The sequence below is a fragment of the Staphylococcus sp. NAM3COL9 genome (genome assembly GCF_001431205.1).
In the GTDB taxonomy this organism is placed as follows: Bacteria; Bacillota; Bacilli; order Staphylococcales; family Staphylococcaceae; genus Staphylococcus.
In genome coordinates this window covers 99,068-121,751 of record NZ_LGPC01000014.1, presented here as the reverse complement: position 1 = coordinate 121,751, position 22,684 = coordinate 99,068, and the positions used below count along the sequence as shown (strand labels likewise).

General features: G+C 32.9%; 24 protein-coding genes. 11 read left to right on the top strand and 13 right to left on the bottom strand.

Annotated elements, in window-relative coordinates:
* Positions 1-192: 192 nt before the first annotated feature.
* Both ACA31_RS07650 and ACA31_RS07645 read left to right on the top strand, forming a co-directional pair.
* Entirely contained in the window at positions 193-1,509 is a 1,317-nt protein-coding gene (locus ACA31_RS07650) for a Na+/H+ antiporter family protein (protein ID WP_057512739.1), read from the top strand.
* Between the two features lie 30 nt (positions 1,510-1,539).
* Positions 1,540-1,917, top strand: coding sequence for a hotdog fold thioesterase (locus tag ACA31_RS07645; protein WP_057512738.1), 378 nt, complete (start codon positions 1,540-1,542; stop codon positions 1,915-1,917).
* A 37-nt stretch (positions 1,918-1,954) separates the two neighbouring features.
* On the opposite strand, the gene ACA31_RS07640 is transcribed toward ACA31_RS07645, so the two are convergent.
* From ACA31_RS07640 to kapB, 9 genes are all read right to left on the bottom strand, one after another.
* Positions 1,955-3,118 (bottom strand): NAD(P)-binding domain-containing protein, encoded by a 1,164-nt coding sequence (locus tag ACA31_RS07640; RefSeq protein ID WP_057512737.1) that lies wholly within the window; start codon positions 3,116-3,118, stop codon positions 1,955-1,957.
* A 158-nt stretch (positions 3,119-3,276) separates the two neighbouring features.
* Positions 3,277-3,633 carry a Na+/H+ antiporter subunit G1 gene (locus tag ACA31_RS07635; protein WP_057512736.1) on the bottom strand — a complete coding sequence of 119 codons (357 nt, stop codon included), beginning with the start codon at positions 3,631-3,633 and terminating at the stop codon, positions 3,277-3,279.
* Entirely contained in the window at positions 3,611-3,904 is a 294-nt protein-coding gene (locus ACA31_RS07630) for a Na(+)/H(+) antiporter subunit F1 (protein ID WP_057513009.1), read from the bottom strand. The genes ACA31_RS07635 and ACA31_RS07630 overlap by 23 nt, the downstream gene beginning before the upstream one ends.
* Complete coding sequence (locus ACA31_RS07625; RefSeq protein WP_057512735.1) at positions 3,904-4,383, bottom strand: Na+/H+ antiporter subunit E; 480 nt, start codon at positions 4,381-4,383, stop codon at positions 3,904-3,906. The genes ACA31_RS07630 and ACA31_RS07625 overlap by 1 nt, the downstream gene beginning before the upstream one ends.
* A gap of 1 nt (position 4,384) precedes the next feature.
* A complete protein-coding gene (locus tag ACA31_RS07620) occupies positions 4,385-5,881 on the bottom strand; it encodes a Na+/H+ antiporter subunit D (protein WP_057512734.1) in 1,497 nt (498 codons plus the stop codon).
* Positions 5,868-6,215 (bottom strand): Na+/H+ antiporter Mnh1 subunit C, encoded by a 348-nt coding sequence (gene mnhC1, locus ACA31_RS07615; RefSeq protein ID WP_057512733.1) that lies wholly within the window; start codon positions 6,213-6,215, stop codon positions 5,868-5,870. The genes ACA31_RS07620 and mnhC1 overlap by 14 nt, the downstream gene beginning before the upstream one ends.
* Positions 6,215-6,643, bottom strand: a complete 429-nt coding sequence (locus ACA31_RS07610; protein WP_156393438.1) for a Na(+)/H(+) antiporter subunit B — start codon at positions 6,641-6,643, stop codon at positions 6,215-6,217. Before ACA31_RS07610 ends, mnhC1 begins: the two co-directional genes overlap by 1 nt.
* A complete protein-coding gene (locus ACA31_RS07605) occupies positions 6,624-9,041 on the bottom strand; it encodes a Na+/H+ antiporter subunit A (RefSeq protein WP_057512732.1) in 2,418 nt (805 codons plus the stop codon). The genes ACA31_RS07610 and ACA31_RS07605 overlap by 20 nt, the downstream gene beginning before the upstream one ends.
* Positions 9,042-9,167: 126 nt before the next feature.
* Positions 9,168-9,548 (bottom strand): sporulation phosphorelay system protein KapB, encoded by a 381-nt coding sequence (gene kapB, locus ACA31_RS07600; protein WP_057512731.1) that lies wholly within the window; start codon positions 9,546-9,548, stop codon positions 9,168-9,170.
* Between the two features lie 67 nt (positions 9,549-9,615).
* Between kapB and ACA31_RS07595 the strand changes: the two genes are divergently transcribed.
* The 9 genes from ACA31_RS07595 (at position 9,616) to ACA31_RS07565 (ending at position 17,615) form a co-directional block, all read left to right on the top strand.
* The gene (locus tag ACA31_RS07595) at positions 9,616-10,218 is read left to right on the top strand and encodes a peptidylprolyl isomerase (RefSeq protein WP_057512730.1); all 603 of its coding nucleotides are present in this window, start codon (positions 9,616-9,618) and stop codon (positions 10,216-10,218) included.
* A 385-nt stretch (positions 10,219-10,603) separates the two neighbouring features.
* Positions 10,604-11,005, top strand: a complete 402-nt coding sequence (gene ygs, locus ACA31_RS07590; RefSeq protein WP_057512729.1) for a S1 domain-containing post-transcriptional regulator Ygs — start codon at positions 10,604-10,606, stop codon at positions 11,003-11,005.
* A 167-nt stretch (positions 11,006-11,172) separates the two neighbouring features.
* Positions 11,173-12,306: an NADH-dependent flavin oxidoreductase gene (locus ACA31_RS07585; protein ID WP_057512728.1), complete on the top strand. Its 1,134-nt coding sequence runs from the start codon at positions 11,173-11,175 to the stop codon at positions 12,304-12,306.
* Positions 12,307-12,884: 578 nt separating this feature from the next.
* Positions 12,885-14,075 carry an ornithine--oxo-acid transaminase gene (locus ACA31_RS07580; RefSeq protein ID WP_057512727.1) on the top strand — a complete coding sequence of 397 codons (1,191 nt, stop codon included), beginning with the start codon at positions 12,885-12,887 and terminating at the stop codon, positions 14,073-14,075.
* 110 nt (positions 14,076-14,185) lie between these two features.
* Positions 14,186-15,430, top strand: coding sequence for a Glu/Leu/Phe/Val family dehydrogenase (locus tag ACA31_RS07575; RefSeq protein WP_057512726.1), 1,245 nt, complete (start codon positions 14,186-14,188; stop codon positions 15,428-15,430).
* A gap of 440 nt (positions 15,431-15,870) precedes the next feature.
* Positions 15,871-16,254 carry a hypothetical protein gene (locus tag ACA31_RS13490; protein WP_253721377.1) on the top strand — a complete coding sequence of 128 codons (384 nt, stop codon included), beginning with the start codon at positions 15,871-15,873 and terminating at the stop codon, positions 16,252-16,254.
* A 204-nt stretch (positions 16,255-16,458) separates the two neighbouring features.
* A complete protein-coding gene (locus ACA31_RS13485; RefSeq protein WP_253721376.1) occupies positions 16,459-16,608 on the top strand; it encodes a hypothetical protein in 150 nt (49 codons plus the stop codon).
* 42 nt (positions 16,609-16,650) lie between these two features.
* The gene (locus ACA31_RS13480; protein WP_253721375.1) at positions 16,651-16,959 is read left to right on the top strand and encodes a hypothetical protein; all 309 of its coding nucleotides are present in this window, start codon (positions 16,651-16,653) and stop codon (positions 16,957-16,959) included.
* Between the two features lie 113 nt (positions 16,960-17,072).
* Entirely contained in the window at positions 17,073-17,615 is a 543-nt protein-coding gene (locus ACA31_RS07565) for a GNAT family N-acetyltransferase (RefSeq protein ID WP_057513007.1), read from the top strand.
* A gap of 339 nt (positions 17,616-17,954) precedes the next feature.
* Here ACA31_RS07565 and ACA31_RS07560 read toward each other — a convergent pair whose 3' ends face one another.
* The 4 genes from ACA31_RS07560 to ACA31_RS07545 form a co-directional block, all read right to left on the bottom strand.
* Positions 17,955-18,335: a YbaN family protein gene (locus ACA31_RS07560; RefSeq protein WP_057512725.1), complete on the bottom strand. Its 381-nt coding sequence runs from the start codon at positions 18,333-18,335 to the stop codon at positions 17,955-17,957.
* 131 nt (positions 18,336-18,466) lie between these two features.
* Positions 18,467-19,456 (bottom strand): glycerophosphodiester phosphodiesterase, encoded by a 990-nt coding sequence (locus tag ACA31_RS07555; protein WP_057512724.1) that lies wholly within the window; start codon positions 19,454-19,456, stop codon positions 18,467-18,469.
* Positions 19,457-19,790: 334 nt separating this feature from the next.
* Positions 19,791-21,164, bottom strand: a complete 1,374-nt coding sequence (gene argH, locus ACA31_RS07550) for an argininosuccinate lyase (RefSeq protein WP_057512723.1) — start codon at positions 21,162-21,164, stop codon at positions 19,791-19,793.
* Positions 21,154-22,359, bottom strand: a complete 1,206-nt coding sequence (locus tag ACA31_RS07545; protein ID WP_057512722.1) for an argininosuccinate synthase — start codon at positions 22,357-22,359, stop codon at positions 21,154-21,156. The genes argH and ACA31_RS07545 overlap by 11 nt, the downstream gene beginning before the upstream one ends.
* Between the last annotated feature and the right edge of the window lie 325 nt (positions 22,360-22,684).

The following is a 22,684-nucleotide window of genomic DNA, read 5'->3' as shown; positions in this document are numbered from 1 at the left end:
ATAGAGTTTTCCATTTTTCATTTATAATATGAAAAGCTCATTCAATATTCATTTGACAGTAGTTATGAATTATTAAGGAATTAAAAAACATGGAAACACTTTGGGTAAATGTCATTGACAATTGAAGTGGATATTGATATTATAAATCTCGTAATGCTTTAGTTCGATAACGTGGTAAAGGAGTTATGCTTTGTGATGAATGCAGTAGTTATAGCAGTAGTGCTGATGATTATCTTATGTTTATGTAGATTAAATGTAGTGATAAGTTTATTCGTGAGTGCGCTAGTAGGCGGCTTAATTTCAGGGATGAATGTCACTGAAATCGTGTCCGTATTTGGTAAAAATATAGTAGATGGTGCTGAAGTAGCACTTAGTTATGCTTTGTTAGGTGGTTTTGCAGCACTTATTTCTTACAGTGGCATTACCGATTATTTAGTGAATAAAATTATAGATGCTATTCATGCTGAAAATAGTAAAATGTCACGAGTAAAAGTAAAAATCATTATTATTATTGCATTATTAGCGATAAGTATAATGAGTCAGAACTTAATTCCTGTACATATTGCATTTATTCCAATTGTTATACCACCATTAATAAGTTTGTTTAATGAACTTAATATCGATAGAAGACAAATAGCAATCATTATAGGATTTGGTTTATGTTTTCCTTATGTACTTATGCCTTTTGGTTTTGGTCAAATTTTCCATCAAATTATTCAAAGTGGTTTTTCAAAAGCAGGCCACCCGATTGAAATGGGTATGATTTGGAAATCAATGCTTATTCCATCATTAGGGTATATTGTCGGTTTGGTTGCAGGTATATATTATTATAGAAAACCAAGAAAATATATCCAACGTGATGAAGTAAAAGAAACAACTCAAACTGAAATTAAACCCTATATACTTGTAGTTACGGTCGTTTCTATTATTGCAACATTCCTCGTCCAATTGTTTACGGATTCAATGATCTTCGGGGCATTAGCAGGTGTTCTAGTATTCTTTGTTTCTAGAGCGTATAAATGGACTGAATTAGACAAAAAATTTGTGGATGGTATACAAATTATGTCCTTTATCGGTGTCGTTATTTTATCTGCAAATGGGTTTGCAGGTGTGATGAATGAAACAGGGGATATTGCTAAATTAGTGAACGGTATAAGTGGTGTGATAGGAGATAACAAACTTATAAGTATTATCGTAATGTATTTGATTGGATTAGTTGTCACGTTAGGCATTGGCTCATCATTTGCTACGATACCTATTATAGCTACTTTATTTGTTCCTTTAGGTGAATCATTAGGATTAAGCACGATGGCGCTTATAGCTTTAATTGGCACAGCGAGTGCGTTAGGTGATTCTGGTTCGCCAGCAAGTGATTCAACACTAGGCCCAACTGCAGGTTTAGACGTTGATGGACAGCATGATCACATTAGAGATACGTGCATTCCTAACTTTATGTTTTATAATATACCATTAATTATTTTCGGTACAATTGCTGCTATGGTACTATAAAGCTATTAAGTGAAAAATGGAGTGACAGCAATGACTAATATGTTAGAAGCGTTAAATATGAAAGTAGAAAAAGAAGCACAGGGTTTATTAATCATGTCTATGCCAGTAACTGATCAAGTTAAACAACCCTTTGGCTATTTACATGGTGGTGCGAGTTTAGCATTAGGAGAGACAGCTTGTTCTATGGGGGCAGCATATTTAATCGATACGAATCAATATGTACCACTAGGATTAGAAATGAATGCCAATCATATTAGTTCTACAACAGAGGGCACAATTTACGCAACCGCATCTATCATACATGAAGGTAAGACAACACAGGTGTGGAATATAGAGATTAAAGATGATACAGATAGATTAATTTGTGTCATGCGCGGAACAATTGCTATAAAGCCTTTGAAACGTTAATGAAAATAAAAAGCGATATAAAGTTAATTATTTAACTTTATATCGCTTTTTTTGTTTTGATTTGATTTTCAATTTCATCATAAGCTTCTGCAATTCGAAGGGCTGCTTCTCGTCCGCCCATAATATTGCGTGCAAATGGACCAATCTCTAAATCAGCTAAACCACCTGTGACAAAGAGATTAGGTATCCATTCTAAGGTTGAAGAGATAAATGGCAAGCCGCACGATGTGATAGGTGCTTGGAAGTGATGCTTAAGTTGCTTAATAATAGGCTGCTGCATGATTGCTTCTTTAAATCCTGTAGCTAATAAAATGCGGTCATAGTGCAAGCAATAATTTTCAGTGCAAATGTGATGCTGCTGAATATCTGTAAGTTCATTGACATGCATACTCAATCTGTTTTGTTTGATGTACTTTTTAAGCCTTAATTCTAGTTCTTTAGGCATAGATCCTCTATGTCGCTCGCGTTTTATAATATCGAATCTTTTTTCAGAAGATTGAATCGCACTAAAAGAAGTCATGTTTTTAGGACCGAGCCATCCAGGATCTGCATCAAAATCATGTACATCTATGTGTTTATTCGTCCACAGGTGAATTTTATTATTATTTTCTTTTAATAGTCTTAAGCATAAATGCGCAGCTGATATACCACTACCGACGACATGTGAAGTTTCTGAATAATAGGATTCATTGTCATCGAACACATGTGATATATCGGGTTGTTGTGCAAATAGTTGAGGCGTGTAAGTATCATGATTACATCCAAAAGCAATAATTAAATTATCTGTATGTATCCATTCACTATTGCTTAGTTGTATTAACCATTGCTTGTCGTCTTTTTCTATTTTATTGGCATAACTTTGTATATGACTTTGGTTTAATTCAAAGTGATGAATAAGCTCATGTGTATGATCCATAAACATGTCACGGTTTGGTCGTTTGTAGGGACCATAAGCTGGATGTGTATATTGCATTTTCTTAGCATATTGTTTCAAATGAAAGGGATTAGGATGGACATGATGTACGCATGGAGAACGTAAATAGGGCATGTCTATACGTTTGGTATGATTATTGAATTGTTCACAGAGATTATGGTGAGGGTCTATAATTTTTAAATGGTCACTTTTTAATCCCTTTGATCTTAATTTAATAGCTATAGTAACAGCATGTAAACCACCGCCGATAATTGTCCAAGTTGTCATAATATTTCAATCTCCTTTTAAAACGTAATAATTACGATTTAATATATCATTTATTTCTCTCAATGACAAATAGGAATAATCATATTGGCATATTACGTAAGTCTCCGTCGATAAAATAAAAAAACGCTACTATCATTAGATAGTAGCGTTTTTTTATTTTAGATTTTGGTATCTTTTAATTCTTCTTTTAAATCGTTACGTTTTGTTCGTTTAGACGCGGGCGTATCTAAGTTATATGCAGCTTTAATAATAAGGTGACTTGATAGTGGACCGGTGATTAAAATAAATAATATACCAATAAGTAACTGCATACTTGCGTATCCTTCACGTCCAATAAAGAACAAGAATACACCACTAATTAATAACATCGCGCCTAATGTAGCAGCTTTACCAGCAGCATGTGCTCTTGAATAGACATCGTCTAAACGTAAAAGACCAATTGCTGCAAGTGCACTAATGAGTGAGCCAAGGATAATTAAAATAAGTGCGATACTAATGACTATCGTCGTTATCATATTCAATCACCTTACCTTTATCCATATATTTTGCGAATACTGCTGTACCTAAGAAAGCTAAAATACCAATCATTAGGATGACGACCATCATATATTTAGTGCCTAAGAACACACTAAATAATGCGACAATGGCCATAAGTTGAATACCTATTGCATCAAGTGCAACAACACGGTCAGCTAGAGAAGGGCCTATGATTACACGTACAAGCATACCTAGCATAGACAACGCTACGATGACTAATGCGATAATTAAAATTATATTGTAGTTCATCATTTTTCGCCTACCTCTCTAACGACTTTTTCAAGGGAAGATTTAATACCTTCGACTTCTTCCTCTTTAGTACTAAAATCAATGCAATGTATATAAATTTCAGTACGATCATCACTTATGCCTAACACAATTGTACCAGGTGTTAAGGTGATTAAGTTAGATAATAACGCAATTTCCCAATCTGTTTTCAAATCTGTATTATAGGTGAAAAATGCTGGTTCATTGTCTATCTTTGGCTTAATAATAATGCGGATCACATCGACATTCGCTTTTATTAATTCTATGATGAAAACGAAGAAGAGTTTAATTATTTTATAAACTGTAATAATGTAAAATCTTCCAGGTAAAATACCACGCATTAGGTATACTAATAATAGGGCGAATAAGTAGCCTAGTAAAAAGTTATTAAAAGTATAACTCCCTGTTACAAATAACCAAAAAACAGATAAAAGTAAATTCACTAATATTTGAACTGCCATACTATTTTCCCCCCAATACGCCATCAATATAAACACTAGGATTATAGAATGCCTCAGCAGCATCTTTTATAATTGGATGTAGAAAGTCAGCAGATAATCCGAAAACTACTGAAATTGCGACTGAGACAATAGAAATCGCAAGTATACCTTTATATTTTAATTTAGGATTCACTTTATATCCTTTTGATTCGCCAAAGAATCCTTGTAAGAATATGCGAATAACTGAATAAAGTACAACAAGACTTGAAAGTAGTATGACAATACCACTTAAATAGAAACCTTTTTCGAAGGTAGCCTGTACAATATAAAATTTACCATAAAAACCACTGAGCGGCGGTATGCCTGCTAAGCTAAGTGCCGCAATAAAGAATGACCAACCTAAAACTGGATAGTCTTTAATGAGACCGCTGTATTTGCGTAAATCATGTGTTTTAGTAATTTTGTACATAATACCAATTAAGAAAAATAGTGCTGCTTTAATTAACATATCATGTAGCGTGTAATAAATTGCGCCCATCATTCCAGTTTGGTTCATCATAGCTACACCGACTAAAATAACGCCGACAGCAATCATAATATTGTAGATAATAATTTTCTTAGTATCAAAATAACTCACTGCACCTACACAACCAAAGATAATGGTTAGTAATGCTAAGAAGAGAATAATGTAGAACGGAAAGCTTGATGTATCATGAATGAAAAGACTTGATGTTCTAGCAATTGCATAGACACCAACTTTTGTTAATAACGCACCGAAAAAGGCAATGATAGCAATTGGTGGGGCATAATAAGCACCTGGTAACCAAATGTACATTGGAAAAACACCAGCTTTCGTTGCAAATACAAAGATAAACATAATGAATATGATATTTACAATCCCAGTATCTTCAGCAGGTAGTTGTCCTAATTTTTCACCAATATCAGCTAGATTTAACGTGCCAACTACAGAGTAGAGCATTGCTACTGCAATAACAAAGAATGCGGATGATGTAACATTTATAAGTACATATTTTATAGTTTCACTTAATTGTACTTTCGTTCCACCGATTACTAATAGAATATAAGATGCCAGTAAGAATACTTCGAAGAATACGAATAAGTTAAAAATATCACCTGTGATAAATGAACCTATAACACCTGTTAGCATGAACATTACTGCGAAGTAGTAGTAATACGTTTCGCGTTCTATACCCACTGATTGATAAGAATATAAAATAATCAGCATTGTTACAATTAAACTTGAAATCACGAGAAGGATACTAAATATATCGAGCACTAATACGATACTATAGGGTGCTTTCCATGAACCAAGTTCTAAAGTTATAATCCCATTCTGTAATACGTTGTTTAAGTTAATAAATGCAAAAATTAATGTGATAGCTGTCCCGCTTAGTGCAACGTATCGTTTAATAATAGGGCGCTTACCAATGAAAATAAGTGCAATAATAGTCAACATTGGTATGACGAGTAGTGAAATAATGGGATTACTCTCGATCATCATCTAGCACTCCTTTCATACTTTCTACGTTGTCAGTTCCTAATTCTTTATAACTTCTAAAGGCAAGTACTAAGAAAAACGCAGTTACAGAAAATGAAATTACAATGGCTGTTAAAATTAACGCTTGTGGAATTGGATCAACATAGGAAGAGATACCTTTTTCATAAATCGGTACTTCACCTTTCTTTAATCCACCCATTGTAATTAAAAATAAATTGGCTGTATGTGTTTGCAAAGTAGTCCCAATAATGATGCGTATCAAACTCTTAGAAAGAATGAGATAGACGCTCATTGCAGTGAGAATACCACAAACAAAAATCATCACTATTTCCATTACTCATTCTCTCCAATCGATAAAATTATAGTCATTACTGTACCGATAACCGCAAACATTACGCCTAAGTCAAAGAACGTTGCCGTATGCATTTCCATTGGTTGTAAAATTCCCAAAGGTATTTCAAACGGTGTGTGTGTGAAGAAGTTTTTATTATAAAACCAACTCGCCATAGGTGTTGCTATACAAAACAGCAAACCAACACCTATTAAAAATTTGAAATCCCAAGGAAAGATTTTCCTCATAGTTTTAATATCAAAAGCTACAGCTATGATGACTAGGGCACTAGATAGTAATAGTCCACCTACGAAGCCACCACCTGGCGTGTAATGTCCTGCTAAAAATAATGATAGACCAAACATTACGATGAGGAAGAAGATAAGAACTGCTGAATATTGAAAGATGATATTATTCTTCTGTCTTTTCAACGTTTTTACCTCCTTCATCATTTGATTTATCATTTGTGCGGAGTTTAATCATCGTATAAACTCCCAAACCTGCAATACCTAGCACAGAGGATTCGAATAAAGTATCAGTACCGCGGAAGTCGACAAGTATGACGTTTACCATATTAGTGCCGTGTGCTAAATCATATACATGTTCTTTATAGAATTCAGCGATAGAACCAAAGTGTCTATTGCCATAAGTGATTAGTCCAAGCACAGTAACAACCACACCTGCACCAACTGAAACTAAAACATTCACAAGTTTGAACGAACGCGTCTCTTTATGTCTGTTTAAATTTGGTAAATGGTAGAAACACAATAAGAATAACGCTGTAGAAATTGATTCAACTACAAATTGTGTAAGGGCTAAATCTGGTGCGCCAAAGAATATAAAGAAGATAGCGACAGAATAACCTACAGCACTTGCCATAATAATACTGAATAGTCTTGAACGAGCAAATATAATCATAGAAGCAGATGTAATTATAAGTATTACAATGATTAATTCAAATGGACGTATTTCACTCACGTCTTTAAAGTTAATACTAAATGGTGTGACTAATAACGTAGCTAAAGTAATTAAGATTAAAGAGATAAAAATAATTACTAAGTTGTTACGCGTAAAACCAGTCACATAAGCATTTGTGAATTTACTTGTGTAACCTGGCGTATCATTACCGAACTTATCATACCAGTAATTGATTGTAAGTTTTGTAGGATGCGCACGTAATAAGCGAACCCAATAGCCAAACGATAAAATCAGTAATATACCGACAATATATATACCAATGGTAGAGAAAAATGCTGGTGTAAACCCATGGAACATATGGAATTCTGCATGCGTCCCAGTAGTTTGACTGATTGAGTTAACAGCAGGCTCAATAATTGATCCTGTTAATATAGAAGGGAAGAACCCAAATACAATAACTAATATTGCTAAAATAGCTGGTGAAACTAACATTAGTATAGAAGCTTCATGTGCTTTTTTCGGTAAAGCATCTGATTTATTGCTACCTAAGAAGATTTGCCCAATGAATCTTATAGAATATACAAATGTAAATATACTACCGATAATTGCTACGATTGGAATTAATAAGCCAAGCGTATTTAAACTAAATAGGTTAACATTTGTGATCTCAATCATACTTTCCAAGAACTTCTCTTTAGAAAGAAAACCGTTAAATGGTGGCACACCTGCCATACTGAGTGAGGTGATTATAGTAATTGTAAAAGAAATAGGCATTATTGTTAGCAATCCACCTAATTTTTTAACATCACGCGTACCTGTACTATGGTCAATGGCACCAGCAATCATAAATAACGCACCTTTAAATGTAGCATGATTAATAAGGTGGAACACGGCAGCCGTGAACGCAGCAACATAAAGTTGACTTTCAGCACCTTCAAAATGATAACTGACTGCACCTATACCTAACATAGACATGATCATACCAAGTTGTGAAACGGTAGAAAATGCTAAGATACCTTTTAAATCTTGTTGTTTAGTCGCATTTAATGACGCCCAAAATAGAGTGATTAAGCCTACAGCAGTTACTGTCCAAATCCACCCCTGTGAAAGTGCAAAGATGGGTGTCATACGTGCTACTAAGTAAAGACCTGCTTTAACCATCGTAGCTGAGTGTAAATAGGCACTGACAGGCGTTGGCGCTTCCATTGCATCTGGTAACCAAACATAAAATGGAACTTGAGCAGATTTTGTCATCGCACCAATTAATACAAATATCATTGCTAAAATGAAATATGGACTTGTTTGGATTTCAGATGCATTCCCAATAAGCGCTTGAATACTTGTAGAGTCACCTGCGAGTGATAGTAAAATAAGGCCACCCAAAAGTGATAACCCACCAAATACAGTGACAAGCATTGATTTTTGAGCACCATAAATAGATGCTTGTTTGTCACGCCAAAATGAAATGAGTAGAAAACTAGAAAATGAAGTTAACTCCCAAAATAGATATAACATAATAATATTATCAGATAAAACAACACCTAACATTGCACCCATAAAGAGCAACAGATAACAATAAAAATTCCCTAACTGCTCTTGTCGACTTAAATAACTTATAGAATATAGTACAATTAAACTACCAATGCCAGTTATTAACAAACTGAATAGTAATCCCAGACCATCAACGTATAAATCGAAATTCATACCAAAATGAGGCATCCAGTTTGCTTTCTCCATTATGGTATTTCCTGACATGGTTGTAGAAATATATGAGAGGAAATATATAAATAAGACGACGGGGATAGGTAACACAAACCATCCTAAATGTATTCGTTTATGAAACCGATATACAAATGGAATAATGAGTGCAAATATTAACGGTAGAAGAACCGCTATATGTAACAAACTCATTATTTTATCCTCCTTTAAAAATAGTATAAGGTTATTATACATGAATTAGACTATTCTGAAAAACATGGCTAACCCATGAAGCACATGAATTTAATGTTTATTTAAATAAGAAGAAACGCAGTATTTTTATTCAAAATTTTGTTTATATTGAATTGCGTAATCCTTCTTAAGTTGCTGTAAATTCTCGAGTGATTTCTTTGCATGTAACGTATCTTGATCTTTTAATTTCAGCTCGAGTTTAGTGATTGCTTGTTGTAGTGATTGCTCATAAGGCAATTCATCATCAGTAAATGGTTTGAGATGCGATTTAGTTGTATAGCGTTTTTCAAAATGACTTAGCGCTTTACGCTCATGAAAAAATACATTTTTAGTTTCTGTTGGGCTATGTAAATCACCTTGTTTAGGGTGTTTGATAACTTGTTCCACTTGAACTAAGACTTGATTTTCATCTTCTTCCTTTATTATGACACCGTAGCTTCCAGTTTTATGTGCAAAACGATATAACATAATTCAATACATCCCTTCATTTGTGTTAGAATACATATATCATCTTAACATGAAATGGAGAATAAAAATGACGAACTATCCTCAGTTAAATTCAGAAATAAACGGTAACGAAATTAAAATGGTATTACACACAAATAAAGGCGATATGACATTTAAACTATTACCTGATGTGGCACCAAAAACAGTGGAAAACTTTGTAACACACGCTAAAAATGGTTATTACAATGGTGTGACTTTCCACCGTGTAATCAACGACTTCATGGTACAAGGCGGAGATCCAACAGCAAGTGGCATGGGTGGCGAAAGTATTTATGGTGGTGCATTCGAAGATGAGTTCTCAATTGAAGCATTTAATTTATATGGTGCTTTATCAATGGCAAACTCTGGTCCAAATACAAATGGATCTCAATTCTTCATTGTACAAATGACAGAAGTACCTGAATCAATGCTAAGTCAATTAGCTGATGGTGGTTGGCCAGAACCGATTGTCAAAGCATATGGTGAAAATGGTGGTACACCTTGGTTAGATCAAAAGCATACAGTTTTTGGTCAATTAATAGATGGTAAAGCAACATTAGAAGATATTGCAAATACAAAAGTAGGACCTCAAGATAAACCAGTACATGATGTTACTATTGATTCAATTGATATTGAAGAAAAACAAAAGTAAGCGATTAAAAATGGTAGTATTACAATCACAAGTAGAATGTAAAATATAAATATATAAAACAGGTTCAATCGAACACCCAATTTAGTAACTTTATGTTGAGTGTGAAGTTGAACCTGTTTTTTATTGAACTTATATTAGAAATTAAATATTTGATTTAACGAAAAAAAGAGCTACCCATTACTATGTATGAATTTTTATAATCTAGTAATTCTAAGCGTTAAATGAGAGCGTATACTTGCTATATATAGAAGGTTAACACTTTTATTCTGTTAAATTATTGTATGAAATTTATAAAATGTGAAATTTTTCTATTAAATGTTAGTACCAAGTTATGATTTATGCTATTATAAAAGTGTTAAGTAAAACGAAATAAGGGGTTATCACGTTGAATAATCACTATACAGTAGGTCAACATGTCAAAGTTCGTGTGACTGGTATTCAACCGTATGGCGCTTTTGTAGAAACCCCGGACAATGCTGAGGGATTGATCCACATATCCGAAATTATGGATGATTACGTCCATAATTTGAAAAAGTTTTTATCAGAAGGACAAATTGTAAGAGCGAAAGTGATTTCAATTGATGATGAAGGTAAACTGAATCTTTCTTTAAAAGATAATGACTATTTTAAAAATTATGAACGTAAGAAGGAAAAGCAATCAGTGTTAGATGAAATTAAAGAAACCGAAAAATATGGGTTTCAAACAATTAAAGAACGCTTGCCGGTTTGGATTAAACAGTCCAAAAACGCGATTAAAGATGAAAAAACATCTTTAACAAGATACTGACACTTCGATAAGAAATGTCAGTATTTTTTTATTGCTCGCGCATGTAATCAAAATTTACATGCGTGAGCATATTCATTTATCTTTATAGTTTAGATAGTTAGAATTAACAAGCACTCAAATAGTGTGGAAAAAGCAATAAGGTATTTTACTTAGGAGGATTAATTGTAATGGATAAAAAATTTCAACCGTTATTTGAAAAGCTAACATTACCTAATAAAGTTGTATTAGATAATAGATTTGTTTTAGCACCACTAACACATGTATCTTCAAATGATGATGGCTCGATTTCAAATGAGGAAGTAGTGTATATGGAACAACGTTCAAAAGATGTGGGATTAGCTATTTCTGCTGCTAGTAATGTAACAGATTTAGGAAAAGCATTTCCCGGACAACCTTCTGTAGCGCATGATTCAAACTTAGAAGGATTGAAACGTTTAGCTGAAGCAATGAAGAAAAATGGGTCAAAAGCTATTGTTCAAATTCATCATGGTGGTGCCCAAGCATTACCTAATTTAACTCCTAATGGAGATGTTGTTGCACCTAGTCCCATTTCATTAAAAAGTTTTGGAGAACAGGAAGAACATCATGCACGTGAGATCACTGTTGAAGAAATAGATGAAGCGATTAAAGCATTCGGTGAAGCTACAAGAAGAGTAATTGAAGCTGGCTTCGATGGCGTTGAGATTCATGGCGCTAACCACTATTTAATCCATCAATTTGTCTCACCTTATTATAATCGTCGTAATGATGAATGGGCCGAAGATCCTTTTAAATTTGCAACTGCAGTTGTCGATGAAGTGACTGAAACAGTTAAAAGTCACGGGAATAAAGACTTTATTGTTGGATATAGATTTTCACCTGAAGAAGCAGAAACACCAGGAATAAGTATGGAAATTACAGAAACGTTAGTAAAACATTTAATTGAAAAACCATTAGATTATTTACACGTTTCATTGATGGATATACATTCGAAAACGCGTGAAGGACAATATAAAGATCAAGAACGTATCAAATTATTACTACAATGGATTAATGGTCGTATGCCACTTGTTGGTATTGGTTCAATATTTACTGCAGAACAAGCAATTGAAGCTATTGAATCAACAAATGTAGAACTTATAGCTTTAGGTAGAGAAATCTTATTAGATCACAATTTTGTTAGTAAAATTAAAAATGGTGAAGAAGATCAAATTATTTCTCACTTTGATCCAAATAGAAAAGATAAGCATCATCTGCCACCAAAATTATGGGAACAGTTTAATAAAGGATTCTATCCACTTCCAAGAACAGATAATAAATAGTGTATAGATAATTAAGTAGTGTACTATCACAATTATTTTACGATATTGTGATAGTTACACTACTTTTTTTATTTACAAATAAAAACAAGAGATTAGAAACTATTAGATGAGATAAAATGAAAAAATTCGAGAAAATAATTAAAGATTAAAGATTAATTTTATGGAAGAATTAAAGTGATTGATGTTGTGCGATGTATTATTCATTAGTAATTATATATAATTACGAGTAAATAATAGTGTATAATTATTAATTCGACTTATGCTATTATGCATGAAAAGATGATTGAATATGCAATTTTATGTAAAAATAATAAATGATATTTTATTTTTTAAATTAGACAAAATTAACTTGAATAAACATAGAGGATTATGTCATTATATATGTAAGGGTTTACATATGGATAGAGATTTTATAGACATGTTTAAAACTTGATTTATGTTGATGTACCAGCTTATAAGAAGCACTAAGTGAGTAGTTTTAGAAAATGGTTTCAGTTGAACTCTAAATACGTTATGCTATGAACAAGTACCGTTTTAGAGTTTAAAATACTCTTAAATATTTTCAAAGGGGAGATATCATGTCAAGATCAAAAGAAATCATAGAAGTAACAAATCATTACGGAGCACAAAACTATGTGCCACTTCCAATCGTCATATCTGAAGCAGAAGGCGTTTGGGTTAAAGATCCAGAAGGTAACAAGTATATGGATATGCTATCTGCATATTCAGCTGTAAACCAAGGTCACAGACATCCAAAGATTATCCAAGCATTGAAAGACCAAGCAGATAAAGTTACTTTAGTGTCTCGTGCATTCCATAGTGATAATCTAGGCGAATGGTATGAAAAAATTTGTAAACTTTCAGGTAAAGAAAAAGCATTGCCAATGAATACAGGTGCTGAAGCGGTTGAAACTGCATTAAAAGCTGCACGTCGTTGGGCTTACGATGTTAAAAATATAGAACCAGATAAAGCAGAAGTAATTGCATTCAATGGTAACTTCCATGGTCGTACTATGGCACCAGTGTCACTATCATCAGAACCTGAATATCAACGTGGATATGGTCCATTATTAGAAGGATTTAATAAAGTTGATTTTGGAGATATTGAAGCTGTTAAAGGCGCTATCAACGAAAATACTGCTGCAATTTTAATTGAACCAATCCAAGGGGAAGCTGGAATCAATGTTCCACCAGAAGGTTACTTAAAAGCAATTAGAGAATTATGTGATGAGCACAATGTCTTGTTTATTGCCGATGAAATTCAAGCCGGTTTAGGCCGTTCAGGTAAATTATTCGCTACAGACTGGGATGACGTTAAACCAGACGTATACATTTTAGGTAAAGCATTAGGTGGCGGCGTATTACCAATTTCAGTAGTATTGGCAGATGAAGAAGTATTAGGCGTGTTTACACCTGGATCTCACGGTTCTACATTCGGTGGTAATCCATTAGCTTGTGCAGTTTCAAATGCTGCATTAGATGTTATTATTGACGAAGATTTACCAGGACGTTCATTAGAATTAGGTAATTATTTCAAATCTGAACTAGAAAAAATAAATAACCCTGTAATTAAAGAAGTTCGTGGCCGCGGTTTATTTATCGGAATTGAATTAAATGAAGATGCGAGACCTTATTGTGAAGCATTAAAAGAAAAAGGTTTATTATGTAAAGAAACCCATGACACTGTGATTCGTTTTGCACCACCACTTATTATTTCAAAAGAAGAATTAGACTTTGCATTAGACAAAGTAAGAAGCATTTTCGAGTAAATTTACAGTTAAAAAATATAAGTTTTGAAAACTCTTTAAAAAGCAAAATGTTATGTTACAATAATCATGAAAGCGAAATCATTAGTTACGAAAAAGAGGCGAAATGAATCATGACTGAGAATAATAATTTAGTTACTTCTACGCAACAAATTATTAAAGAAGCATTGCATAAACTGGGATTTGACGATGGTATGTATGATTTAGTAAAGGAACCTTTAAGATTCCTTGAAGTTCGAATTCCTGTCCGTATGGATGATGGTACTGTTAAAACATTTACTGGTTATCGTGCACAGCATAATGATGCTGTTGGACCAACAAAAGGTGGAGTTCGTTTCCATCCAGATGTTGATGAAGAAGAAGTTAAGGCCTTATCAATGTGGATGACATTGAAATGTGGCATAGTGGATTTACCGTACGGCGGAGGTAAAGGTGGAATCATTTGTGATCCAAGACAAATGAGCATTCATGAAGTAGAACGTCTATCTCGTGGGTATGTGCGCTCAATTTCTCAATTCGTTGGACCAACTAAAGATATTCCAGCACCAGACGTATTTACAAACTCTCAAATTATGGCGTGGATGATGGATGAATATAGTTCATTAGACAAATTCAATTCACCAGGTTTCATTACCGGTAAACCAATTGTTTTAGGCGGTTCACAAGGCCGTGATCGCTCAACAGCTTTAGGTGTAGTAATTGCCATTGAACAAGCTGCGCAGAGAAGAGGACTAGAATTAAAAGGTGCACGTATGGTAATTCAAGGTTTCGGTAACGCAGGTAGTTTCTTAGCGAAATTCTTGTACGACATGGGTGCAAAAATTGTCGGTATCTCAGATGCTTATGGTGCATTACATGATCCAGAAGGTTTAGATATTGACTATCTATTAGACAGAAGAGATAGTTTCGGAACAGTAACAAATTTATTTGAAGAAACAATTTCAAATAAAGAATTGTTCGAACTTGATTGTGATGTGCTGATTCCGGCAGCAATTACAAATCAAATTACTGAAGACAATGCAGCAGACATTAAAGCTGATATCGTGGTTGAGGCTGCTAATGGCCCAACTACACCAACGGCAACGCGTATCTTAACTGAACGTGGCGTGCTACTTGTTCCTGATGTATTAGCAAGTGCTGGTGGCGTGACTGTTTCATACTTCGAATGGGTACAAAATAATCAAGGTTATTATTGGACAGAAGAAGAAGTAAATACTAAATTACGTGAAAAACTTATAACTGCTTTTGATACAATTTATGAATTATCACAAAACAGAAAAATTGATATGCGTTTAGCTGCGTTTATCGTTGGTATTAAACGTACTGCAGAGGCAGCACGTTACCGTGGTTGGGCATAAAACGTAAAATAGAGTATAAATGGTTTAGATAGTTATTTATTTAGATACAATTAAAAGAGCTTGAGACATAGATATCTCATTCTCAAATAGAAAGCACCAATCTATTAGTTGCTAATGGATTGGTGCTTTTTATTTAACATAAGTTCAGTTTGTAAGAGGAAAATTTTAAAAAAATAGCGACAGAATTTTATTATAAAGGCTAGATTATTAAGAAAATCACTGATGATATTTTTATGTAGAAAAGTTAGTTTAAATATTTTCGGAATTATCAGACTTGTTGTGCTTTTTTAGTTGTGCTATTGTAAAAAAGAATATTAATAGATAAATGATAAATTCCACCTTATAAACTATATAAAGAAAAGGATGACGATTCGATGTAAGATTACTTTTAATTTAAAACAAAAATTGAATAATAAATTAATTCAAAGCAGTAATATCTAATGAATAAATCATCATTTTGTTTTTTATGGATTGGTCAATCTCTCGCAAATAGCGGAGATGTTTTTTATATGGTGGGTTTAATAGCGATAATATACGAATTAACAGGCTCTGTAACTTATATGGCTTTCGTACCTTTTTTTATTACAACATCACGGTTTGTAAGTGGCATCGTGGCTCCTTTAATTATTGATCGAGTCAGGTTGAAGGCAATTTTAGCTTATTCCCAATTAGGCAAAACAATAGCTATCATTACACTTACGAGTTATATAGAATTCTTTTCTTCTTTCAACACTTCTTTTCTGATTTTTTTATTTGTTATTGCCATTTCTTTTTTAGACGGATGGGCAGTTGTGGAGTGTTTGTTGTTATTATGGGGGGAATAAATGTTATTTGGCTAACATTTTTCTTGTTTGTAGCATTAACTATTATGATGTTTTGAATTCCGAATATTGATGTAAATATAGTGAGTGATGAACAAACAAAAAAATCATCAAACTGGGAAGTATTAAAAAGGGTGGGTTACCATTTGGCAAACGCCCACTTTACGTACTATTAGTGTTGTAGAATTTTTTGAATCGATTGCAAATGTGGTGTGGGTAGCTGCAATTATGTACGTATATGTAGACCAAGTACTACAAACTGGAGAACAATGGTGGGGATATATAGACGCGACTTTCTTCTCTGGGTTAATGATAGGTGGCTTTTTGAGTTTGAAATGGTCACATTTAGTAGATTGACTTTCCAGTAAAGTTATTGTAATTGGAGCGCTCTTATCTAGTTTGACAACGCTAATGTTTGGTTTAACATCGACTCCATGGATGGCACTAGCAATATCCTTGTTATTCGGCATGGTAAATCAGATTAAGGATGTTGCCCAAGAAACCTTAGTACAGCGGAGTGTGTTTTATAGGCTGTTACCTAACATATACTCAGCAAAAGATGCTTTAATAACTGCAATTTTCGGTATTTCCTCATTAATTTTGAGTAATTTGACCGACTTATTTGGTGTAAGATTCACATTTATCTTAGCTGCAACACTGCTATTTATAACTTCGATTATTGTGATTATAAATAGAAAGGATATTTAATTAATCTAAAAAAATTAAAAGTGAAGTACATTTATTGGAAGTACTTCGCTTTTATCATATATATAATATCAAAGTATAAATAGACTTATATGATTTTAAAAGGAGGATTTTTTATATTTAAAACAAAGGTTAATGACAATTTAAGTCTTAAAATTTTAGAAGAAAGAGATACGCAAGCACTTTTTAATATAGTTGATAATTCGAGAGAATATCTAAATGAATGGCTTCCTTTTGTAAAATTTACGAAATCAAGTGAAGATACTAAGTACTTTATAAAATCTGCGCTAAATCAGTTTATAGAAAATAATGGGTTTCACTGTGGCATTTGGTATAACAATCAATTGATTGGAGTCATCGGATTACATTACATAAATTGGTTAAATGAAAAAACATCAATAGGGTATTATATTGATCAAAACTATGAAAATTTAGGAATAATGACAGAATGCACAAAATTTTTAATAGACTATTGTTTCAACGAAATAAATTTGAATAGAATTGAAATACAAACATCGACTAAAAACATTAAAAGTCAAAAAATCCCCCGAAAGTTAGGCTTTAAACAAGAAGGCATTTTAAGAGAAGATGAAAAATTGAATGGAAAATTCGCTGATAGTTACGTGTTTAGTCTGCTTAAATCTGAACATAATAATTAAAAACTAAAATTTTCAGCTTATTTGCTTTTTCCTTTAAATAAGTTCTATCAATAAAAATGCTGATTCATATTTTTTTCGTTTAAAAATGACAGCGCATTGGTCAGACTCTTACGGGATAAGCGCTAGTTGAAGCCAACAGGGTGAGGCTGTGAGCGCGGAATGTCTGCACAAAAAAATGCCAACAAAGTCGCATGCTTTGTCGACACTCTGAAAGTTAGTTTGAAAACTAACTTTTTAAGTAAATACTTTTAATAAATTTAATAGTTAAATCATATATATTCAGTAATGGGGTGGTTATTATATAATAATTTCTTCAACATTGTTATTTTTACCAACAAATTATTCTTTGTCATAAAAATTTGCTGGTAATGTTTTTACAAAAGTGAATAAAACTATCGTCTGTAACGTGACCATTATTAACAAACCCAATCTTATATAAGGATGATCTATCATGAAAATTGAAAAGCCGATAACTATATAAAGACTTAACAAAAGTTTGAACTTATCCTTCAAAGTATAACCTTTGTTTTCTTTAAAACTTTCAACATAATTCACATAAATTTTTGTTTGTACTAACCATTTTTCAAATTTATCAGAGCTTTTAGAAAAACAAAGTACTGCAACTAATAAAAATGGTGTAGTTGGTAATAAAGGTAATAAAACGCCAGCAAAACCAATGACTGTAAATAACACACCAATAATAATTAAAAAATATTTCAAAAAAACACTCCTATTGATAGCTATTATCAATAATAAACTAATTCATTACTATAGTAAATAACATAACATTTTACAGGATGGTTTTTATTATGGTTGTTAATATAAGCATTTGTTATAGCTAATAAAAAGTTTTATTTTGCTTGTGTTTCATTTTCGTTAATTACTTGTTTATATAAATCTGGATAATTCGTAAAGACGCCATGTACACCGTATTCATTTAGTCGTTGCATGTCTGCTTTTTCATTAACTGTAAAAGGATGAACTAAAAGATCTGCTTTTTTAAGGTTGTGCACATTTTGTTTTGTTAAATCTGTATATTCAGGGCCTACACCGACTGCATACTGTTTGATCGCATTAAAGTCTTGTTGTGTCATACTAGGCAATTCACCTTTATCTAATAAACGTACAAGGGGTATGTTAGGATTAAGGTTTTGTAACTTTAATAAGCTTTCTTGTGAAAAGGATTGAAGCATAACATGTCCATTTTCAAGGGATTTACTATTTAATAAATTATATTTATTTAATGTATCTAGAAGTTTTTCTTCCATGCCTGGATAAACATCGGGTGATTTAGTTTCAATATAATAATTGGCATCTGAACCATAGCGTTGGAAAATCTCATCTAATGTCGGTACTTGGGCGCCTTCATAGTTTGAATTTGCATATTGAGGATTTTCCGCATTAAATTTACTTCCTGCATCTAATTGTTTCAGTTCGTCAAGTGTATATTGATCGACTCTGCCTGTACCATTTGTTGTTCTGTCAACAGTTTCATCGTGCATTGCGACGAGGTGACCATCTTTAGTCATTTGTAAATCAATTTCTATATATGATGCACCTATAGCATTATGACTCTTATCATAAGCTGCTATCGTATGCTCTGGTGCATAACCACTTGCGCCTCTGTGAGCAATTGTTGTGAATTTTTCACCTGTTAAATTATGTAATTCGCTCTGCTTATTATTTATACCGTTTGAATGAGGGCTTTGTTGTGAATTAGAAGCATTCTGATTTTCTATCTGACTGACTTTACTACTAGCTTGAATTTCTGGAGATGCACCAAGACTCAATAATGAAGTTACCGCGATACTTGTAATGATATATTTACTGACGTGTTTCATAATGTTGTCACTCCTTAATATGAACTGTAATTTCATAGTACAAAAGAAAAGCAGAAATAAGAATAGGATTTACAACATATTCATTCAAACTAAATAATATTAAACATATAATTACAATGTATAATAAAAAATTATAAATAGAATAACGGTACTATACCTTGAACGGCTTAAACAAGCTGTTTTCCCGAGAGTTTCTGCTATTAGAATAAGTCAGCTAGCAATACTATCGTTGCGAGACAGAGGACTATAAAGGTGTTTAAAACAATTTAAGAATATTTAATATAAAAAGAACTGGAAAACCGCTTATTTAAGCATGTTTTCCAGTTCTTTTTTATTAATGTTGTTGCTTTATTATATTGATTTGTTGTTTTACTGCTTCTTGTCCTGTTGAACCATAACTGATTCTACGACTTACACAGTTTTCAGGTTTTAAATAATCATAAATATCCGCTTCGATACTAGCATGTGCGTTTTGATATTCTTCTAGCGGAACGTCTAGTAAATAAACGTTATGTTGTATAGACCAAAGCACAATTTTACCAACGATTTCATGTGCATTTCTAAATGGCACACCTTTGTTGACTAAGTAATCTGCAAGTTCTGTTGCATTTGAGAAATCATTGTAGACAGTTTCTTGTAAGTGATCCACATTCACAGTCATTGTATCAATCATTCCTTCGAAGATACGTAGTGAACCTTTAAGTGTGTGTACAGCATCAAAGAGACCTTCTTTATCTTCTTGCATGTCTTTATTGTAAGCTAACGGTAAACCTTTAAGTGTCATAAGCATGCTCATAAGATTACCTGTCGTACGTCCAACTTTACCTCTAATTAATTCTGCCATATCAGGATTTTTCTTCTGTGGCATGATGGAAGAACCAGTTGAAAATGCATCAGATAAAGTTATGAAATTTGCTTCTGCTGATGACCAAAAAATGATTTCTTCAGCAAAACGAGAAAGGTGAACCATCGTTAATGAAATGTTGTGTAACGTTTCAACAATGTAATCTCTATCACTTACGGCATCCATACTATTTTCATAAAGTGCACTAAAGTTTAATAAAGATTGCGTTTCATGACGATCAATTGGATAAGTTGTGCCACTTAATGCAGCTGCACCAAGTGGGGAGATATCAATACGCTTCAAACTATCTTGGAAACGTGATTTATCTCTTTCTAACATCCAATAATACGTCAAGATATGATGTGCAAACGAAATTGGTTGTGCTCTTTGTAAATGCGTATAACCGGGCATAATTGTATCGACATGTGCTTCAGCAACTTTTACAATTGTTTGTTGGAAAGCAGTGATGGATTCAATTAAGTAGTTAACTTCTTCTTTTGTATATAGATGCATATCAGTAGCAACTTGATCATTTCTACTACGGCCAGTGTGTAATCTACCACCTGCATCACCGATACGTTTAATTAATTCATGCTCGATATTTAAATGAATATCTTCTAAAGAGACGTCTAAGTTTAAATTACCTTGTTCATAATCAGCTAAAATAGCTTTTAAACCATCTATAATTTGTTCGCAGTCTGAATCAGAAATAATACCTTGTTTGGCTAACATCGTTGCGTGGGCAATACTACCTTGGACATCGTATTCAATTAATGCTTTGTCAAAGTGGATAGAAGCATTGAATTCGTCGACCCATGCTTCTGGTTGTTCACTAAATCTACCACCCCAAGCTTTACTGCTCATCGTTATATCCACCATGTAACATGGAATTTACTTTAGTAGGTAAGCCAAAGATATCGATGAAACCAACTGCTGATTCTTGATTAAACGCGTCTTCTTTTGTATAAGTAGCTAATTTTTCATTATATAGTGTATGTGGCGATTTTCTGCCATTAACGATTGCATTACCTTTGTATAATTTAATACGTACATCACCTGTAACATATTGTTGCGTACTATCGACAAATACTTTTAAGCTATCTGTTAATGGAGAGAACCATAAACCATTATAAATTTGTTCTGAAAATTGTTTTTCGATTACAGGTTTGAAATGTGCTACATCTTTTGTAAGGGTAATTGTTTCAAGTGCTTTGTGAGCTTTTACAATTACTTCTGCTGCAGGTGTTTCATAAACTTCTCTTGATTTAATACCTACAAGTCTATTCTCTACATGGTCAATTCTACCAATACCATGTTTACCAGCTAATTTATTTAAATATAAAATAAGTTCACTTAATTTATATGATTGACCGTCTAAAGCAGTAGGGATACCTTTCTCAAATGAAAGTACAATTTCATCTGAATCATCAGGTGTGTTTTCTAATGCGTTAGTTAAGTCGTATGCATCTTCTGGTGGTGTGGCATACGGATCTTCAAGAATACCACATTCGTTACTTCTACCCCATAAGTTTTGGTCTATTGAATAAGGTGAATCATGTTGAATTGGCACTGGGATATTATGTTTAATTGCATAGTCTATTTCTTCTTCACGACTCCAAGCCCATTCTCTCACTGGAGCAAATACTTTTAGTTCTGGATCTAAAGCTTTAATTGCTACTTCAAAACGAACTTGGTCATTACCTTTACCAGTACAACCGTGTGCAATACCAACCGCATTTGTTTTATTAGCAATTTCTACTAATTTTTTTGAAATTAAAGGTCTTGATAATGCAGATACTAATGGATAAGTACCTTCATACATTAAATTGCCTTTAATTGCATATGATACGAAATCTTGACTGAATTCTTCAGTAGCATCAATAATGTGACATTCACTTGCACCCATATCTAATGCTTTTTGATGAACGATGTCTAAATCTTTACCTTCACCTACGTCTAAACAACAAGCCACAACGTCGTAACCTTTATCTAATAACCATTTTACTGCAACACTTGTATCTAAACCGCCTGAATATGCTAATACTATTTTCTCTTTCATAATTTCCACCTCTAATTAATATTTTTAAATTTTGTTTTTTATTTGATATTGAATAGTATAGCAGATGTCTAATGAAAATAAAACCACTTTTATACATAAATATGCAAAAATATTTAGAGGTCTATATTTGTAAAAGGAAGAATTTTTGTTCTGACGGTTGAGAAAATTTGATTAAAGGATTATATATATATGTATATAATAATGAATAAAAAAACTGGGACGCTAAAGATAATTAGCAAAATCGTCATAATTTATGATTGATTATAGGCTAGTTGTTTGAATAGTAAAAATAAACTTAGTAGAATTATATTGAAAATAAAAACAC

Coding starts and splice junctions, on each gene's coding strand:
- ACA31_RS07635 (WP_057512736.1), bottom strand. CDS start 3,633: ATGATAACGACGATAGTCATTAGTATCGCACTTATTTTAATTATCCTT.
- ACA31_RS07645 (WP_057512738.1), top strand. CDS start 1,540: ATGACTAATATGTTAGAAGCGTTAAATATGAAAGTAGAAAAAGAAGCA.
- ACA31_RS07640 (WP_057512737.1), bottom strand. CDS start 3,118: ATGACAACTTGGACAATTATCGGCGGTGGTTTACATGCTGTTACTATA.
- ACA31_RS07630 (WP_057513009.1), bottom strand. CDS start 3,904: ATGAACTACAATATAATTTTAATTATCGCATTAGTCATCGTAGCGTTG.
- ACA31_RS07580 (WP_057512727.1), top strand. CDS start 12,885: ATGTCAAGATCAAAAGAAATCATAGAAGTAACAAATCATTACGGAGCA.
- ACA31_RS07605 (WP_057512732.1), bottom strand. CDS start 9,041: ATGAGTTTGTTACATATAGCGGTTCTTCTACCGTTAATATTTGCACTC.
- ACA31_RS07620 (WP_057512734.1), bottom strand. CDS start 5,881: ATGATCGAGAGTAATCCCATTATTTCACTACTCGTCATACCAATGTTG.
- ACA31_RS13490 (WP_253721377.1), top strand. CDS start 15,871: ATGAATAAATCATCATTTTGTTTTTTATGGATTGGTCAATCTCTCGCA.
- ACA31_RS07585 (WP_057512728.1), top strand. CDS start 11,173: ATGGATAAAAAATTTCAACCGTTATTTGAAAAGCTAACATTACCTAAT.
- mnhC1 (WP_057512733.1), bottom strand. CDS start 6,215: ATGGAAATAGTGATGATTTTTGTTTGTGGTATTCTCACTGCAATGAGC.
- ACA31_RS07575 (WP_057512726.1), top strand. CDS start 14,186: ATGACTGAGAATAATAATTTAGTTACTTCTACGCAACAAATTATTAAA.
- kapB (WP_057512731.1), bottom strand. CDS start 9,548: ATGTTATATCGTTTTGCACATAAAACTGGAAGCTACGGTGTCATAATA.
- ACA31_RS07545 (WP_057512722.1), bottom strand. CDS start 22,359: ATGAAAGAGAAAATAGTATTAGCATATTCAGGCGGTTTAGATACAAGT.
- ACA31_RS07595 (WP_057512730.1), top strand. CDS start 9,616: ATGACGAACTATCCTCAGTTAAATTCAGAAATAAACGGTAACGAAATT.
- ACA31_RS07555 (WP_057512724.1), bottom strand. CDS start 19,456: ATGAAACACGTCAGTAAATATATCATTACAAGTATCGCGGTAACTTCA.
- ACA31_RS07625 (WP_057512735.1), bottom strand. CDS start 4,383: ATGGCAGTTCAAATATTAGTGAATTTACTTTTATCTGTTTTTTGGTTA.
- argH (WP_057512723.1), bottom strand. CDS start 21,164: ATGAGCAGTAAAGCTTGGGGTGGTAGATTTAGTGAACAACCAGAAGCA.